General features: G+C 72.6%; 15 protein-coding genes, 2 tRNA genes and 1 pseudogene. 5 read left to right on the top strand and 13 right to left on the bottom strand.

The features are described 5' to 3' along the window. Positions 1-56: 56 nt before the first annotated feature. Positions 57-218, bottom strand: coding sequence for a hypothetical protein (locus tag ABH931_RS01625; protein WP_370109063.1), 162 nt, complete (start codon positions 216-218; stop codon positions 57-59). Positions 219-426: 208 nt separating this feature from the next. Between ABH931_RS01625 and ABH931_RS01620 the strand changes: the two genes are divergently transcribed. Genes ABH931_RS01620 through ABH931_RS01610 form a run of 3 tightly spaced genes read left to right on the top strand, consistent with a single transcriptional unit; the run spans position 427 to position 5,020 of the window. Then, positions 427-891, top strand: a complete 465-nt coding sequence (locus ABH931_RS01620) for a hypothetical protein (protein ID WP_370109062.1) — start codon at positions 427-429, stop codon at positions 889-891. A gap of 18 nt (positions 892-909) precedes the next feature. After that, positions 910-1,947: an AfsA-related hotdog domain-containing protein gene (locus ABH931_RS01615; protein ID WP_370109060.1), complete on the top strand. Its 1,038-nt coding sequence runs from the start codon at positions 910-912 to the stop codon at positions 1,945-1,947. A 58-nt stretch (positions 1,948-2,005) separates the two neighbouring features. Continuing rightward, the gene (locus ABH931_RS01610) at positions 2,006-5,020 is read left to right on the top strand and encodes a BTAD domain-containing putative transcriptional regulator (protein ID WP_370109058.1); all 3,015 of its coding nucleotides are present in this window, start codon (positions 2,006-2,008) and stop codon (positions 5,018-5,020) included. 25 nt (positions 5,021-5,045) lie between these two features. On the opposite strand, the gene ABH931_RS01605 is transcribed toward ABH931_RS01610, so the two are convergent. The 5 genes and pseudogenes from ABH931_RS01605 to ABH931_RS01585 all read right to left on the bottom strand — a co-directional run bounded on the left by ABH931_RS01605 (position 5,046) and on the right by ABH931_RS01585 (position 8,351). Beyond that, a complete protein-coding gene (locus ABH931_RS01605; RefSeq protein ID WP_370109056.1) occupies positions 5,046-5,930 on the bottom strand; it encodes a class E sortase in 885 nt (294 codons plus the stop codon). After that, positions 5,927-6,580: an aminodeoxychorismate/anthranilate synthase component II gene (locus tag ABH931_RS01600; protein WP_370109054.1), complete on the bottom strand. Its 654-nt coding sequence runs from the start codon at positions 6,578-6,580 to the stop codon at positions 5,927-5,929. Before ABH931_RS01600 ends, ABH931_RS01605 begins: the two co-directional genes overlap by 4 nt. Positions 6,581-6,681: 101 nt before the next feature. Then, positions 6,682-6,867, bottom strand: a pseudogene (locus ABH931_RS01595) (hypothetical protein); the annotation flags it as partial. Between the two features lie 56 nt (positions 6,868-6,923). Then, complete coding sequence (locus ABH931_RS01590) at positions 6,924-7,640, bottom strand: class E sortase (protein ID WP_370109052.1); 717 nt, start codon at positions 7,638-7,640, stop codon at positions 6,924-6,926. Positions 7,641-7,658: 18 nt separating this feature from the next. Further along, on the bottom strand, positions 7,659-8,351 hold the full coding sequence (locus tag ABH931_RS01585; protein WP_370109460.1) for a DUF881 domain-containing protein: 693 nt from the start codon (positions 8,349-8,351) through the stop codon (positions 7,659-7,661). A 222-nt stretch (positions 8,352-8,573) separates the two neighbouring features. Between ABH931_RS01585 and crgA the strand changes: the two genes are divergently transcribed. Then, complete coding sequence (crgA, locus tag ABH931_RS01580; RefSeq protein WP_370109050.1) at positions 8,574-8,831, top strand: cell division protein CrgA; 258 nt, start codon at positions 8,574-8,576, stop codon at positions 8,829-8,831. Between the two features lie 189 nt (positions 8,832-9,020). On the opposite strand, the gene ABH931_RS01575 is transcribed toward crgA, so the two are convergent. Together ABH931_RS01575 and ABH931_RS01570 are read right to left on the bottom strand one after the other, a co-directional pair. Next, a complete protein-coding gene (locus ABH931_RS01575) occupies positions 9,021-9,812 on the bottom strand; it encodes a rhomboid family intramembrane serine protease (protein WP_370109048.1) in 792 nt (263 codons plus the stop codon). Between the two features lie 70 nt (positions 9,813-9,882). Continuing rightward, the gene (locus tag ABH931_RS01570) at positions 9,883-10,407 is read right to left on the bottom strand and encodes a peptidylprolyl isomerase (RefSeq protein WP_370109046.1); all 525 of its coding nucleotides are present in this window, start codon (positions 10,405-10,407) and stop codon (positions 9,883-9,885) included. Positions 10,408-10,618: 211 nt separating this feature from the next. On the opposite strand from ABH931_RS01570, the gene ABH931_RS01565 reads away from it, so the two are divergent. After that, positions 10,619-11,389 (top strand): DUF5324 family protein, encoded by a 771-nt coding sequence (locus ABH931_RS01565; RefSeq protein WP_370109044.1) that lies wholly within the window; start codon positions 10,619-10,621, stop codon positions 11,387-11,389. A 53-nt stretch (positions 11,390-11,442) separates the two neighbouring features. Here ABH931_RS01565 and ABH931_RS01560 read toward each other — a convergent pair. From ABH931_RS01560 to gyrA, 5 genes are all read right to left on the bottom strand, one after another. After that, positions 11,443-11,515: transfer RNA gene (locus ABH931_RS01560), tRNA-Ala, on the bottom strand. A 58-nt stretch (positions 11,516-11,573) separates the two neighbouring features. Further along, a complete protein-coding gene (locus ABH931_RS01555) occupies positions 11,574-11,705 on the bottom strand; it encodes a DLW-39 family protein (protein WP_218161989.1) in 132 nt (43 codons plus the stop codon). Between the two features lie 475 nt (positions 11,706-12,180). Next, positions 12,181-12,254: transfer RNA gene (locus ABH931_RS01550), tRNA-Ile, on the bottom strand. Positions 12,255-12,333: 79 nt separating this feature from the next. Further along, complete coding sequence (locus ABH931_RS01545; RefSeq protein ID WP_370109042.1) at positions 12,334-13,191, bottom strand: DUF3566 domain-containing protein; 858 nt, start codon at positions 13,189-13,191, stop codon at positions 12,334-12,336. A 186-nt stretch (positions 13,192-13,377) separates the two neighbouring features. Next, positions 13,378-15,966: a DNA gyrase subunit A gene (gene gyrA, locus ABH931_RS01540; RefSeq protein ID WP_370109040.1), complete on the bottom strand. Its 2,589-nt coding sequence runs from the start codon at positions 15,964-15,966 to the stop codon at positions 13,378-13,380. Positions 15,967-16,003: the final 37 nt, after the last annotated feature.

The following is a 16,003-nucleotide window of genomic DNA, read 5'->3' as shown; positions in this document are numbered from 1 at the left end:
CCGGTTTTGCCGCCCTGGCGGGCCGGGGCCCTGCCCAGGCCCCGGACCGCCGGGCCTCACGGTGTGGCCGGAGCCGCCGTGGCCGTCGTACCGGGCGTACTGTTGCCCCCGATGCCCTCGTCCGCCTGGATGCTCCCGTGGATCGCACCCGCGGCGGACGTCATGAGCGCCCCGGCCAAAACCGCTCCGAGCAACGCCGTGATCATGCGACGCATCATTTCCAACTCCCCCGAGTCGACTTACTGCGTGTCGTGCTGACAGCTCCGATCCTTCTCGGTGCCGTTCCCCCGGGACGACCGATGGCCGTCCCCTCACTCCCGTCCTGACGGAACCCGGACAGGAACCAAACGGTACCGGCCCCGGGAAGACTGTCGCTGTGAGCCCGTGCGCCGCTGCACGGCCACGAGGCAGTGCTCGGGAGGCCGCATGACGACACATCACGACGGCGGGCAACTGATGCCGCCGCGTCGTGGACGCCCTCCGCTGGTCTCGGTGAAGGAACGGGCCGAACAGCTCACCCAGGCGCCCTCGCCCGAGCTGCAACAGCGGCTGTTGGACCAGGCCGCGGCCCTGCGGGGGGTACGGATCGGCCCCTCCTACGTGTGCGTGCCGGGCAGCCGCGCCTACCACCTGTCGCCCACCCTGGCGCACGGACCCGTGCAGGCCTTCTTCGCCGGCACCGAGTTCGGCCACCTGCACCCGCCCTACGACGGGAGCCTGCACCTGATGCTCCCGCCCGAGACCGCCGAACAGGTCTGCGAGGCCGGCTGGGGCGTGTCCTGCGCGCCCGCCGGATCGGTGCTGGTCTTCGGGCCGCGCGACGAGGACGAACTGCACACGGTCTGGCTGCTGCTCCAGACCGCCCACCGCCGTGCGACCGGAACGAGCTAGGAACAGGAGAACCGGATCATGCCCACACCCACGCCCACACCGCCCGCGCCGTCCGCCCCCGTGACCACGCTCGCCGCCGGACCCGCGGCACCGGCCTCGGACTACCTCGCGCCGCTCGTGCGCCACCTGGTGCACCGCCCGCGCACCCTGGAGGGCTTCCTGCGCGGCAGCACCGGCGTCCAGGCCCAGGACTTCGGGCTGTCCGCGGTGCTGCCGGAGCGGCACCCGCTCTACGGCGACGGCCCCGGCACCCACCACGAGCCGCACCTGCCGCTCGAAGCCCTGCGCCGGGCCACCCTGTTCGTGGCCCACCGCTACTTCCGGGTCCCCGCCGGCCGGCCCGCCGTCTTCTCCACCAGCGAGGTGACCCTCGACCCGGCAGCCGCCTGGCGGCGCACCCCCGGGCCGACCCATCTCGGCCTGGAGCTGACGCTCACCCCCGTCGACGTCGTGGGCGGCGTACCGCGCGGCCTGGAGTGCCGGGCCGAGATCCGGATCGACGGGATGCCCTGCGGCACCGCCCGCGCCCGGCTGGTCTTCCTGATGCCGAAGGTCTACCAGAACCACCGCAGCAGGGGCCGGGCCACCAGCCGCGCCGGCCACGCCGCACCGGCCCGGGACCCGCTCACCGAACGCGTCGCACCCCACGTCGTGGGCCGCGCCGACCCGGCCAACGTCGTGGTCGCCCGCCCCAGGACCGGGGCCGGCGAGGAGACCCTGGTCGCCGAGGTGGTCGCCGAACCGGGCCACCCGGTCTTCGCCGAGGGCTCGCCCGACCACGTACCGGTCCTGGTGCTCATGGAGGCCTCGCGGCAGCTGGCCTTCCTGCACGCCGGACAGCTCCAGGGCTACCCGCCCGGCAGCTGCGTCCTGGCCGGCTGGAGCGCCGACTTCCAGGGCTTCGCCGAACCGGACCTCGCGCTGGTCTGCGAGTCCACGCCCCGGCCGGCACGGCGGGACGCGGACGGCCGACCCCTGCTGCCCCTGTCCCTGCGCTTCCTCCAGGGATCGCGCCAGGTCGGCACGGTCGAGGTCGTCGTGGGACAGGACTGCTGAGGATGACATGAGGCACGAGCACCAGCCGTGCGACGACGGAACGGGGGATGGATCAGCCATGAGGTACTTCGTGTTGGGGCCGGTACGGATGGATCCGCGCACCCCCACGGCCACCAAGGTCCGGGCGCTGCTGGCGACGCTGCTGGTCCGCGCGAACGAGGTGGTGCCCATCACCTCGCTCGTCGACGAACTCTGGGACGACGAACCGCCGCGCACCGTCATCACCACCCTCCAGGTCTACGTCTCCCAGCTGCGCACCCAGCTCGCCGCCGGACTGCCGCCCGACGAGCCGCGCGACCGCCTGCTGCAGACCCGCCCGCCGGGCTACCGGCTGAACATCGCCGACCGGGAGCTCGACCTCACCGTCTTCGAGTCGCTGCGGGCGGCCGGTCTGGACGCCTACGAGCACGGCGACTTCACCGACGCCTCGGCCCTGTTCGCCGAGGCGCTCGGCCTGTGGAACGGCGTCGCGCTGGCCGGGGTCCCGCACGGACCGCTGCTGTCCGCCGCCTCCGTGCGGCTGGAGGAACTGCGCCTGGGCACCCTGGAGCGGCGCGTCGCAGCCGACCTGCGCGTCGGACGGCATCGCGAACTGACCGGTGAGCTGCTGGCCCTGACCGGCGCACACACCTACCGCGAGGCGCTGCACGCGCAGTTGATGGTCGCCCTCTACCGCTCCGGCCTCCAGTCGGACGCCCTCGCGGCCTACGCACGGGTCCGCAAGGCGCTCGCCGACGAGCTGGGCGTCGACCCGGGGCCGGCCCTGACCCGGCTGCACGAACGCATCCTGCGCTCGGACCCCACGCTCGCCTGGCAGGAACCGAACCGCTCCCGCTCCTCCGCCCGGCCCGCGCCGCGCCCGGTGCTCTGGCTGCCCGCGCCGACCGAGGACTTCACCGGCCGGGAGAAGGCACTGGCCGCGGCCGGTCCGCTGATCGGCGGCACGGCCGAGGGAGAGCCCGGCGTGCGGGTCCTGGACATCAGCGGGCGCTCCGGCGCGGGCAAGACCACCCTGGCGGTGGAGCTGGCCCGGCGTCACGCCGACGCCTTCCCCGACGGCCAGGTGCTCATCGGGCTGCGCGGCTCGCGCGGACGGCCGCTCGACCCCGCCCAGGGGGCCCTGGCCCTGCTCGACCACCTCCTCGGCCCGGCCGAGCGGCGCCGCCGCTCGGCCGCGGCCGAGCACCCGGCCGACGTCGACGAGGTCTGCCACCGGCTCGTGGAGGAACTGCGCGGCCGCCGCCTGCTGGTGATCCTCGACGACGCCACCACGGAGGAGCAGGTCCGGCCCATCGTCGCGGCCGCACCGGACGCCTTCGTGCTGGTCACCAGCCGCCGCCGGCTCGCCGGGCTGGAGGGCGGCCGCCACCTGACCCTCGACGTGCTGCCGCCGGCCGAGGCGCAGCGGCTGCTCACCCGGATCGGCGGCGACGCGGCGGGCGGGGACCCGGACTCCGTCCGGGAGATCGCCCGCCTGTGCGGATACCTGCCGCTCGCCCTGCGGGTGGCCGGCGCCACGCTGGTCGCCCGGCCGCACTGGACCGCCGCGACCCTCGCCGAGCGGCTGCGGACCGCACCCGCCCCGCTGGACGTGCTCGCCGTCGGGGACCTCGACGTCCGCAGCGCGCTGCTGGTCGGCTACCAGGAGTCCCCCGGGACGGAACGGCGGGCGTTCCGGCTGTTCGCCCTCGCCCCGGCGTCCGGCTTCGCCCTGTGGGGTGCCGCGGCCCTGCTCGGCACCGGCCACGGCGCCGCCGAACGCGTCGTCGAGCGGCTCCTGGAGCTGCGCCTGCTGGAGGTCACCGGCCCGGAGACCGCCCACCGGTACCGGATCCACCCCCTGCTGCGGGCCCTGGCCGTGGAACGGCTGGACGCCGAGGAACCCGAGTCCGAGCGGCGAGCCGCCGCGGGCCGCCTCGCCGCCGCCTACCTGGCGCTCGCCACCCACGCCGACCGCACCCTCCTCCCGGGCCGCCCCCACCAGACCGCAGCCCGCAACACCCCACCGGGCCCGCCCACGGGCCCCACCCGCGCCGCGCCCACCGCGCCCGGCGCGCGCGCCGCGACCGCCCGTGGCACGGAGCCCGGCCTGACCGCCCAGACCGCCCAGGCCGCCGGGCCTGGGCGCCCCGGCGCGACCGGCGCTGCCGCCATTCCCACCCCGCCCGCCGTGGCTGCCCCGACCGCCAGGCCGGGTGGCCCTGACGCGCCCGCGCGGGCCGCCACGCTCGGCGTCCCGGCCACCCCCATCGCCCCCACCGTGCCCACCCCGCCCACCGTGGCTGCCCCGACCGCCCTCACCGCCAGGCCGGGTGGGTCCACCGCGCCCGGCGCGGTCGCGCGGGCCGTGCCGTGGGCGCGGATCGTGGGGGACAGCCCCGTCCGGTGGTTCCAGGAGGAGACTCCCGGCGCACTCGACGCGGCCCGGCTGGCCCACGAGGCGGAGCACTGGCCCCTGGTGTGGCAACTGGCCGAGGCGCTGACGGGCTATCTGGAGGCCGCCGCCGGCTGGCCGCAGTGGGAGGAGCTGTGCGACCTCGCGCTCGACGCCGCCGGACGCGCCGGACGCGAGGACGTGCGGGCCGCGATGCTGCGGTCCCTGGGCGACCTCGCCTGGCAGCGGCACCGCACCGACGAGGCGGCCCACCACTACCAGCAGGCCGCCGCCCTCTTCCGCGACCTCGCCGACCCCGCGGGGCAGGCCGGATGCGCGGTCGGCTCCGCCGACATCGCGCTCAGCGAGGCCAATCCGGACCGCGCGGAACGGCTGCTCACGGAGGCCACCCTGCTGCACCGCGACGCCGACGACCCGCGCGGCCGCGCCGACGTCTCCCGCGGGCTGGCCCTCGCCGACCTGCTGCGCGGCCGCGGCGAGGACGCGCTGCGCCGGTTCAGCGAGTTCACCGACGCGGCGGAGCTCCTCGGCGACCGGCGCTGGACGGCGTTCGGCCGGCGCAGCGCCGAACGGATCCTGGAGCACCTGGTGGACTGGTCGTCCAGCCAGCGGATGCCGGCGCCGGCCTCGGTCGAGGCCCGGCCCGGCGTGTGGCTGGTCTACGCACTGCCCGCCTGAGCGGCGGTGGGCGTACCGCCCCGGCTCAGCCGGACAGCGCCGCGGGCTGCCCGCCCTCGCTCTTGGGCAGGTCCTCGACGAGCTTGCCCCACACCGCCATCCGGTAGGTGGAGGTGAACTCCGGGGTGCAGGTCGTCAGCGTGATGTACCGGCCCGGGCCCTTGAAGCCGCTCTGCGGCGGGACCGGCGCGATGACGGAGACGTTGGTCGGCGAGGTCTGCGGCAGCGAGCCGGTGACGACGTAGGTGTACCAGTCGTAGGCCGTCTCCACGACGATCTTGTCGCCGGGGACCAGGCGCGGGATGTAGCGGAACGGCTCGCCGTGGGTGTTGCGGTGCCCGGCCAGGGCGAAGTTGCCCGAGGAGTCCCACGGGAAGGCCGTCTCCTGGGCGCCGGTGTAGTGGCCCACGAGGCCGTTGTCGAGGATGGAGTCCTTGTCGGTGCCCTCCGCGACCGGGGTCTTCACGTCCAGCTTGGGGATGTAGATGATGGCGAACTTCGTCCCCGGCGCGACCGTGTCCGGATACGGCGGGTGCGCCTTCGCGGTGCTCTCGCCGCCCCACTGCTGCTCCAGCGTCGAGGCCTGGCCCGAGGCGTACGCGTCCGCGCGGACGTTGGTCCACCACAGCTGGTAGGCGACGAAGAGGATCATCACCACGCCCAGCGTGATCAGCAGCTCGCCGAAGGCCCGTACGGCGATGATGCCGGGCCCCTCCTTGCGTGCCCTGGCCGCACGTCGCCGGGCCGCCCGGCCGCCGGACGGGGGCTCGGGGGAGCCGGTGCCGGACGCGGGGGAGCCGGCCGCGCGGGCGCCGCGACGACGAGCAGCGCGGCCGCCCGGCGCGGGCGCGCCGGTGGACGGGGGACCGGACCGCACGGCACGCAGCTGGAGCGTGTGCGGGTCCGTCACGCGACCGCCGCCCGGCCGATCACCGGAGCCAGCCCGGCGGAACGGGCCACCGCCTGCGGGTCACCGCAGACCGTCAGCCAGTTCGCCAGCATCCGGTGGCCGCCCTCGGTCAGCACCGACTCCGGGTGGAACTGCACGCCCTCCACGGCGTGCTCCCGGTGCCGCAGCCCCATGATGACGCCGGTGTCCGTCCACGCGGTGACGTGCAGCGCGTCCGGCACGGTGTCGCGGTCGACGGCGAGGGAGTGGTAGCGCGTCGCCGTCAGCGGCGAACGCAGCCCGGCGAAGACGCCGCCGTCCTCGTGGCTGACCGGCGAGGTCTTGCCGTGCAGCAGCTCCGGCGCGCGGCCGACGACCGCGCCGTAGGCGACGGCGATGGACTGAAGGCCCAGGCAGACCCCGAAGACCGGCAGCCCGATCCCCGCGCAGTGGTGCACCATCTCGATGCAGACCCCGGCCTCCTCGGGCGCGCCCGGGCCGGGGGAGAGCAGCACCCCGTCGTACGCGTCCCTGGTGACGGTGGCGAGGTCCACCTCGTCGTTGCGCCGCACCTCGCACTCCGCGCCCAGCTGGTACAGGTACTGCACCAGGTTGAAGACGAAGCTGTCGTAGTTGTCGACGACGAGGATCCGGGCGGGGCGGGCGGACATCAGGCAACGACTCCGTGGTTCTGGAAGAGCTCGACGACCGGCGAGCGGTGCGCGCCGTTGAGCGTGGAGGCGGACGGACCGGGCGAGGCGGGGGCCGTGGAGCCCGTTCCGCTGCCCGTTCCGGTGCCGGTGCCGTTGACGGTGACGTCGCCGAACGGCAGCAGCGGCTCCAGCCGCGGGAAGACGAACTGGAACAGCACGAAGACGGCGGCCAGGAACAGCAGCAGGCACTGCAGGGCGCGCAGCGGCGCGCTGCCGGGCAGCTTGCGCCACAGAAAGCCGTACATCGAGCCTGCCTCCTCGTTTCGGCTCCAGCGTATCGGGGACCCCCGCGGGTCAGGGGTCAACTCGGCAACGTCACAGGTGGCCCGGCCGAGACGGGCGTGGTGGACACCAGATGGCCCCACTCGATCAGCCGATGGCTGTGCCCCCAGGCCGGATCGCAGGTGGTCAACGTCAGGTAGGAGCCGGGCGAGGTGTAGCCGGACTCGGGCGGCACCGGGTCGAGCACACCCACGTCGGTGGGCAGCGTCCGCAACGGGGTGCGGTCGAGCTGGTAGACGTACCAGAAGTGGCCGTCGTCGATGTAGATCCGGTCCCCCGGCCGCAGCAGCGGGAAGTCGTTGAAGGGGTTGCCCCAGGTGCGGCGGTGCCCGGCCAGGGCGAAGTTGCCCGGCTGGCCCGGCTCGGCCGTTCCGGTGTAGTGGCCGATGCCCTGCTGCAGGTCGGTGACGCCGGTGCCCTCGACGATCGGCTTCTTCCAGTCCCGGCCGAACCGCGGGATGTACAGCACCGCGAAGGCCTGGCCCGGCGGGTAGGCCGTGGGGGTGGGCGTGGGGGAGGCCGTCGGCACCGCCGCGCTCGTGGTCGGGGACGGCGCGACCTGCGGCTGGTCCGCCTGCTGCTGGTCCCACTGCTGCTGGAGCCGGCTCAGCTCCCCCGCCATCGCCTGGTTGGCCGCGATGTCGGTCCAGAACAACAGGTAGCAGGTGAGCAGCACGATCAGCGCGCCGACGGTGATGCACAGCTCGACCAGCGTCCGCGCCACCAGCCGCCCCACGCGGTCCTCCTTGATCGCCTACTTCGCGAACTGGAGGTCCACTGTGCCCGAGTAGCCCGGAAGAGTCATCGCCCGCGACGGCTCCACTTTCCAGCCCAGCCCGTAGGCGGTGACGTACTGGAGGTAGGTCTGGATGTAGATGTCCCCGTTCAGCGCCGTCTCCAGCGTCTTCGGGGTGCCGACGGCCCTGATCACGTACGGCGGGGAGTAGACCCGGCCCTGGAGGATCAGCTGGTTGCCGACGCAGCGCACCGCGCTGGTGGAGATCAGCCGCTGGTCCTGCACCTGGATGCCGCGGGCGCCGCCGCGCCACAGCGCGTTGACGACGGCCTGCAGGTCCTGCTGGTGGATGACCAGGTCGTCCGGCTGCGGCTGCGGAACGCCGGGGATGCGGGCGGTGGCGTTCGGCGGCGCGTCGTTGAGCGTCACGGTCAGGCCTGGGCCGCTCAGCGCGTCCAGGCCGGCGGCCTGCTCCAGGGCGGTCAGCCTGGCCTGGTCGGCGGGGTTGCCCGGGTGCGCCTGCGCGAGCTGGTCGATCTGCGCGCGGAGCGCGCCGACCTGGGAGTCGGCGGCGGCGTTCTCCTGGCTGCGCTGCTGTATCAGGTCCGACAGGCGCAACAGCGTGTTGTCGTTGCGCAGGTTCGTGCCGTTGGCGGTGCGGGCACTGGTGTAGAAGAGAAATCCGGCCAGCGCGAAGATCAGACAGGTCAGGACACGTCCGGCATACCGGCCGGAAAGTCGCCGGAGATGCGGTCGGGAAGTTCCCTCGTTCGGCGGAATGTCCGACGCGGGCGGAACTTCTTCCGAATCTGCCACGTACCCTTATCTCCTTCCGACTCCCGCAGCCACTACGCTAACGGACGCGCGCGTACCGTGCCGCACCCATGCCCACGTGCCCCCTCTGATCGGCCCACGTCCCCGGGAGCCCTACCAGTGCCGAAGTCACGCATCCGTAAGAAGTCGGATTACACCCCGCCGACCACGGCCGCAGCCACGGCGGTCAAGCTCAAGTCGGGCCGCGGCTTCGTCGCCCCGCTGATGCTCGGCCTGTTCCTGATCGGTCTCGTCTGGATCGTCGTCTACTACGTGACGAACGCCCAGTGGCCGATCAGTGCCATCGGCAACTGGAACATCCTGATCGGTTTCGCGTTCATCGCGGGTGGCTTCGGCGTCTCCACCCAGTGGAAGTGACGCTTGTCCACACGACTTATCCACAGTGGGGAAAAACCCCGACTATCTGTGGATAACTCGATCGGGGCGGCCCTTCCCGGCGACGGTGAGACGCGCCACATCCGCAGGTGAACGCGCGTAGCGCAGGTCACACGAGGGCGGCTCGCACGGTTGTGCGAGCCGCCCTGTGCGTTCTGTGGATAACCCCACTCATCCCGTGACGTGGGCCGCCGCGTACAGGCTGACCCCGGCAACCAGGGCCGCCACCAGCACCACCGCCACGGCCTGCACGGTGTCCCGGCGCCGGACCGGCGCCGCCGGGGCGTGGACGAAGCCCGCCGCCAGCAGCGCGCCGACCACCAGCCCCCCGATGTGCGCCTGCCAGGCGATGAAGCCCAGCGAGAAGGTGGCCACCAGGTTCACCACCAGCACGGCCATGATCGGGCCCAGCTCGAACCCGCGGTGCCGGTGGATCACGATCACCGCGCCCAGCAGCCCGAAGATCGCCCCGGAGGCGCCGTCCACCGACTGCGTCGGCGCGGTCAGCATCACCAGCGCCGAGCCGCCGATCCCGGCCAGCAGGTACAGCACCAGGTAGCGGAGCCGCCCGAGGGCCGACTCCACGTACGGACCCAGGATCCACAGCGACCACATGTTCAGGGCGATGTGGAGGATCCCGAAGGCGGTCGGCTCGTGCAGGAAGACCGAGGTGACCATCCGGTACCACTGGCCGCCCGGCGCGACCGCGTCGCCCTGCATGACCAGGCGCCAGAAGACGGCGTCGCCGCCGACCCAGGCCAGCAGCCACACCGCGAGGTTCGCGCCGATCAGCCAGCGGGTGACCAGCGCGCCGTCGGCGCGGACCGGCCCTCCGTAGTCGGTACGCGGCCCCCTGGCCGGCGCCGCCCGCCCCTCGTGCACGCACTCCACGCACTGGAACCCCACGGCGGCCTCGACCCGGCAGTCCGGGCAGACCGGCCGTTCGCATCGGGTGCAGCGCACCCCCGTGTCCCGCCCCGGATGGCGGTAGCAGTCCGGCATGTCGTCCCGCTCTCCCCGACGAGGCCCTGCGTCAACGACGGATGATCTCCACCGACTCCAGCACCACCGGCTCGACCGGCCGCTCCCCCGGGCCGGTCGGCACGGCCGCGATCGCGTCGACGACCTTCCGCGACGCCTCGTCGGCGACCTCGCCGAAGATGGTGTGCTTGCGGTTGAGCCACGGCGTCGCGTCGACGGTGACGAAGAACTGCGAGCCGTTGGTGCCCGGCCCGGCGTTCGCCATGGCCAGCAGGTACGGACGGTCGAAGGCCAGCTCCGGGTGGATCTCGTCCTTGAACTGGTAGCCGGGCCCGCCCACGCCGCTGCCGAGCGGGTCACCGCCCTGGATCATGAAGCCTGCGATGACGCGGTGGAACTCGGTGCCGTCGTAGAGCCGGTCGCTGCTGACCGCGCCCGTGCCCGGGTGGGTCCACTCGCGGCCGCCCTCCGCCAGCTCGACGAAGTTCGTCACCGTCTTCGGGGCGTGGAACTGGAAGAGCTTGAGCTCGATGTCCCCGTGGTTGGTGTGGAGGGTGGCGAACAGCTGCTGGGCCACGACGCGCCTTCCTGGCCGAACGAATCCTTGCCGGAATCCATGACTGGATCCCTGCCTGAATCCTCGCACGCCCTGTGCAACAGCTCACAAAGGAGCAGGATGCAGAGGAGGAAGAACCGTCTGTTTCAGCGCGCCGGGGAACGAATCAGGCGGCATGATCTTTCATTGGGTGATTACGTGACGAAGAGGACGCCCGAGGAGGAGGTTACCGGTGAGCCGGATCGACACAGCCCGCGAGGCAGCCAGTCGCACCCGCGAGCAGCTCGTGCCCTATGCGGTGAGTGCCAAGGACGCTGCGGCCCAGTACAGCGGGGCGGCCTGGCAGAAGGCCGCCCCCGTCATCGAGCAGGCCGTGGACCAGGCGCGGCAGGCGGCACAGACCGCCGTGCAGAGCCAGGTGGTACCGCTGTGGGAGAAGGGCCGAGGCAGCGTGCCGCCGGCCGTGGACGACGCGGTGACCAAGGCCGCCCGGCAGGCGGCCCACCAGGCCAGGGTCGCCGCCCGACAGGCCCGTGAGGCGGCCGCGATGGCCGCCGAGCAGGCCCGGGCGCTCGCCCAGGAGCGGGTCCTGCCCGCCGCCGAGCTGGCCGCCCAGGAGGTCCACGACCGCTCCCTGGCCGCCCTGCCGGTCCTGCGCGGCCAGGTCTCCCTGGCCGAGGTCGAGGCACTGACCGCCGCCCACGCCCGCGCGGCCTCCCGCAGGGGCCGCTGGGCCCGCCGCGGGTTCACCCTGCTGGCCCTGGGCGCGCTCGCCACCGGCGGCCTGGCCGCGTGGAAGTGGTACCGCAAGCAGTCCAACCCGGACTGGCTGGTGGAACCCCCGACCACGTCCATCCCGCTGCGCGACACCACCACCGGCTCCGGCGGCTCCAGCGCCAGCGCCGCCGTCAACGGCTCCCTGCCGCTGGACCCGGAGGTCGCCGCGAAGGAGGCGGAGGACGCCGAGGTGGCCAAGGACGAGGACAAGAAGAAGAAGAAGTGAAACGCCGAAGGGGCCCGACCCATGGGAGGGTCGGACCCCTTCGTACGTGACTGTGGAGCCTAGGGGAGTCGAACCCCTGACATCCGCCATGCAAAGACGGCGCTCTACCAACTGAGCTAAGGCCCCGCGAACTGCCGCGCACAAGCGTACCCGCTCGGCGCGGCAGGAAAGACCAGCTGCTACCTCAGCGGGAGCCCGCCGGAATCGGGTCCGTGGCCTCGGTCCACAGGTCCTGCTCGGCGCGGTCCGCCTGCACCTGGCGGTAGACGAAGTACCCGCCGAGGGCGACCAGAACAACCAGCAGAAGCTTCTTCACCGCGAGACCTCGACTTCCTCGATGACGTCCTTGCCGCGATGCTACACCCCATCAGCGGACGCCCAGACTGGTATCTGCCCAGTGCAACGAGTGAGCGCCCGGTCGGTGACCGACTCCGTACGCGGCCACCCGCTCAGCTCCCCCCGCCGAGGATGTCCTTGCCCTTCGGCCGCCCAGGCGCCCAGGCGCCCAGGCGCCCAGGCGAGGACTTCCGGGCCGGGGCGACCACCGGACGCGCCGGCACGGTGGGTGGCTGACGCCGGGCAGCAGAGGTTGAAGAGCGGCGACTTCGGACCTCCTGCGACGCCCAGGAACGCGGCCGGACCTGCGAGCGCGGGCGCCCGTCGGCACCCGCCCACCAAGCGGGGACGGGAACAGGACCTGGAGGTGTCGGCACCGCGGGTCCAGGCGGCCGGACGGGGCGCGAAATGCCGAAACCCCCGGACGGATGACCGTCCGGGGGTTTCACGCTGGGTGGGCCTAACAGGACTTGAACCTGTGGCCTCTTCCTTATCAGGGAAGCGCTCTAACCGTCTGAGCTATAGGCCCGCGCTGCGTTGCGTTAGAAGATTAGCGCACCTGCAGCGATCTGCCCAAATCCGTATCCGGAGGCCCAGCCGGGTCGGGCTCAGTCCTCCTCGGCGAGGGTCACCTCGACGCCGCCGGTCATGCCCGCGGCGGTGTTGTAGATGAACGAGCCCAGCGTGCACAGGGCCGTCAGCAGCACCACGTCGATCACCGCGATCAGCAGGGTGAACAGGAAGACGTTGCCGAAGGAGAGGTACGACTGCAGGTCGAAGCCGGAGGTGGTGTCCGTGCCGGTGGTGGCCTGCTTGAGCGTGCCGCCGACCGAGCTGAAGACGCCGGCCGCGTCCAGGACCATCCACAGCAGCGAGACACCCACGATGGTGATCACGCCGAGTGCGATGGACAGCAGGAAGCTGACCTTCATGACCGTCCACGGGTCCGTACGGACCACCCGCAGGCGGGCGCGACGGGTCCGGCCGGACGGAGGGGCCGCCGCCGGGCCCGGACGGCGGGCGGGCTCGCCGGAGCCGCCCTGGGGGCGGCCGGAGGCCGCACCGGTGGCCGCACCGGCCGCCGCGGCCGGGACAGGGGTGCCGCGCGGCGGCGTCGGCTGGCCCTTGGCGTACGTGGTCGGCGTGGAGTAGCCGTCCTTGGCCGGAGCCGCCGCCGGAGCCGCCGGAGCGGCCGGGGCCGCGCCGGGCTTGGCGGCGGTCTGAGCGCCCGTCGGCACCCCGGCCTTGGCCTCCGCGGCGGCGCGGGCCTGGGCCTGCTCGCCGTTGGGACCGCCCTGACGGCGGCGCGGAGCCTGCGGGGCGCCGTCGGGGGCGGCTGCGGCACCCACCGCGGGCATCACCGACGTCGAGCCCGCGTCCCGCCCGCCGCCTGCACCGCCGGCCGCCGCACCGGCGGCGTTCTGCGCCCGCCCTGCGGCTCCCGCCGCTCCCGTGGGGTTACTCACCCTGGTCCTCCCGCATTCCCCGCCAGGGCCGTGCCGGCCCTGGTGTGTCGTCACGTTATGCGTGGCGCCCGTTCGCCCGATCGTTCAACCTGATCGCCCAGGGCGCAAGCAACCGACTGCCAGCATCCTGGCACGGGCCCCGGCGAATCGCACCGGAGCCCGTGGCAGGAGTGGAAGCGGCAGCGGCTACTCGGCCGTCGGCTCCGCAGAACCGGCGTCGGTACCCTCGGCACCGTCCTCGACCTCGTCCACCTCGTCCTCGGCAGCAGCTTCCGCGTTGCGCGCGATGCCGACGACGGCGTCCTTCTTGCTCAGGTTGATCAGTTGGACGCCCATCGTGTCACGTCCGGTTTCACGGACCCCGGCGACCCGCGTACGGATCACCCCGCCGGAGAGCGTGATCGCCAGGATCTCGTCGCTCTCCTCGACCACCAGCGCGCCCACCAGCGAACCGCGGTCCTCGACGATCTTCGCGGCCTTGATGCCCAGGCCACCACGCCCCTGGACGCGGTACTCCTCCACCTTGGTGCGCTTGGCGTAGCCGCCGTCGGTGGCCGTGAACACGTAGGTACCCGGGCGGATGACCGACATCGAGAGCAGTTCGTCGTCCTCGCGGAAACTCATGCCCTTCACACCCGAGGTGGCCCGGCCCATCGGACGCAGCGCCTCGTCGGTGGCGGTGAAGCGGATCGACTGCGCCTTCTTGGAGATCAGCAGCAGGTCGTCCTCGGCGGAGACCAGCTCGGCGCCGATCAGCTCGTCGTCGCTGCCCTCCTCGTCCTGCCGCAGGTTGATCGCGATCAGGCCGCCGGAGCGCGGCGAGTCGTAGTCCTTCAGCGAGGTCTTCTTCACCAGGCCCGAGCGGGTCGCCAGCACCAGGTAGGGGGCGGCCTCGTAGGTGCGGACCGCCATGACCTGGGCGATCTGCTCGTCCGGCTGGAAGGCCAGCAGGTTGGCCACGTGCTGGCCGCGGGCGTCACGCCCGGCGTCGGGCAGCTCGTAGCCCTTGGCCCGGTAGACCCGGCCCTTGTTGGTGAAGAACAGGATCCAGTTGTGCGTGGTGGTCACGAAGAAGTGGTCGACGATGTCGTCCTGCTTCAGCTGCGCGCCGCGCACACCCTTGCCGCCGCGCTTCTGCGAGCGATACAGGTCCGAGCGGGTGCGCTTGACGTAGCCGCCACGGGTGATGGTGACGACGATGTCCTCTTCGGCGATGAGGTCCTCGACGGACATGTCGCCCTCGTAGGGGATCAGCGTCGAACGCCGCTCGTCGCCGTACTTGTCGACGATCGCGGTCAGCTCCTCGGAGATGATCTCGCGCTGCTTGGCCGGCGAGTCCAGGATCGCGTTGTACTCGCGGATCTTGGCCATCAGCTCGTCGTACTCGGCCGTGATCTTCTGGCGCTCCAGGGCGGCCAGACGGCGCAGCTGCATCTCCAGGATCGCGTTGGCCTGGATCTCGTCGATCTCCAGCAGCGACATCAGGCCGTGGCGGGCGACGTCGACCGTGTCCGAGCGGCGAATCGTCGCGATGACCTCGTCGATCGCGTCCAGCGCCTTGAGCAGACCGCGCAGGATGTGCGCGCGCTCCTCGGCCTTGCGCAGCCGGAAGCGGGTGCGGCGGACGATCACGTCGATCTGGTGGTTGACCCAGTGCCGGATGAAGGCGTCGATCGAGAGGGTGCGCGGCACGCCGTCGACCAGGGCCAGCATGTTGGCGCCGAAGTTGGTCTGCAGGTCGGTGTGCTTGTAGAGGTTGTTCAGCACGACCTTGGCGACCGCGTCGCGCTTGAGCACGACGACCAGGCGGGTGCCGGTGCGGGACGAGGACTCGTCGCGGACGTCGGCGATGCCGCCGATGCGGGCGTCCTTGACCAGGTCGGCGATCTTCAGTGCCAGGTTGTCCGGGTTGACCTGGAACGGCAGCTCGCTGATGACCAGGCACTGGCGGCCGTGGATCTCCTCGACCTCGACCACCGCGCGCATCGCGATCGAGCCGCGACCGGTGCGGTAGGCGTCCTCGATGCCGCGACGGCCCACGATCAGCGCGCCGGTCGGGAAGTCCGGGCCCTTGATCCGCTCGATCAGGGCCTCCAGCAGCTCCTCGTTGGAGGCCTCCGGGTTGCTCAGGTACCACAGGGCGCCCGAGGCGACCTCGCGCAGGTTGTGCGGCGGGATGTTGGTCGCCATGCCGACCGCGATGCCCGTGGAGCCGTTGACCAGCAGGTTCGGGATGCGGGCCGGCAGGACCCGCGGCTCCTGCGAGCGGCCGTCGTAGTTGGCCGAGAAGTCGACGGTCTCCTCGTCGATGTCCCGCATCATCTCCATGGCCAGCGGCATCATCCGGCACTCGGTGTACCGCATGGCGGCGGCCGGGTCGTTGCCCGGGGAGCCGAAGTTGCCGTTGCCGTCCACCAGCGGCATCCGCAGCGACCACGGCTGCGCCAGGCGCACCAGGGCGTCGTAGATGGAGCTGTCGCCGTGCGGGTGGTAGTTGCCCATGACGTCGCCGACGACGCGGGCGCACTTGTAGTAGCCCTTCTCGGGGCGGTAGCCCCCGTCGTACATCGCGTAGAGCACGCGGCGGTGGACGGGCTTGAGGCCGTCGCGGACCTCGGGCAGGGCACGCGAGACGATGACGCTCATCGCGTAGTCGAGGTAGGAGCGCTGCATCTCCGTCTCGAGCTCGACCGGCTCGATCCGGGTGTTCCCGCCGTTCACCTCGGCCGGGACGGACTCCGGCTGCTCGCCCTCGGGGCGGTTGTCGTCGACCACGGGTGGTCAGTTTCCTTTCGCTGCTGAACGCTTCGGC

This window comes from Streptacidiphilus sp. MAP12-33 (genome assembly GCF_041261265.1).
Taxonomy (GTDB): Bacteria; Actinomycetota; Actinomycetes; order Streptomycetales; family Streptomycetaceae; genus Streptacidiphilus.
This window is presented reverse-complemented; position numbering and strand designations above follow the sequence as displayed.

Bases quoted from the DNA above. Each gene is read 5' to 3' on its own strand.
- ABH931_RS01625 (WP_370109063.1), bottom strand. From the start codon at position 218: ATGATGCGTCGCATGATCACGGCGTTGCTCGGAGCGGTTTTGGCCGGG.
- ABH931_RS01620 (WP_370109062.1), top strand. From the start codon at position 427: ATGACGACACATCACGACGGCGGGCAACTGATGCCGCCGCGTCGTGGA.
- ABH931_RS01615 (WP_370109060.1), top strand. From the start codon at position 910: ATGCCCACACCCACGCCCACACCGCCCGCGCCGTCCGCCCCCGTGACC.
- ABH931_RS01610 (WP_370109058.1), top strand. From the start codon at position 2,006: ATGAGGTACTTCGTGTTGGGGCCGGTACGGATGGATCCGCGCACCCCC.
- ABH931_RS01600 (WP_370109054.1), bottom strand. From the start codon at position 6,580: ATGTCCGCCCGCCCCGCCCGGATCCTCGTCGTCGACAACTACGACAGC.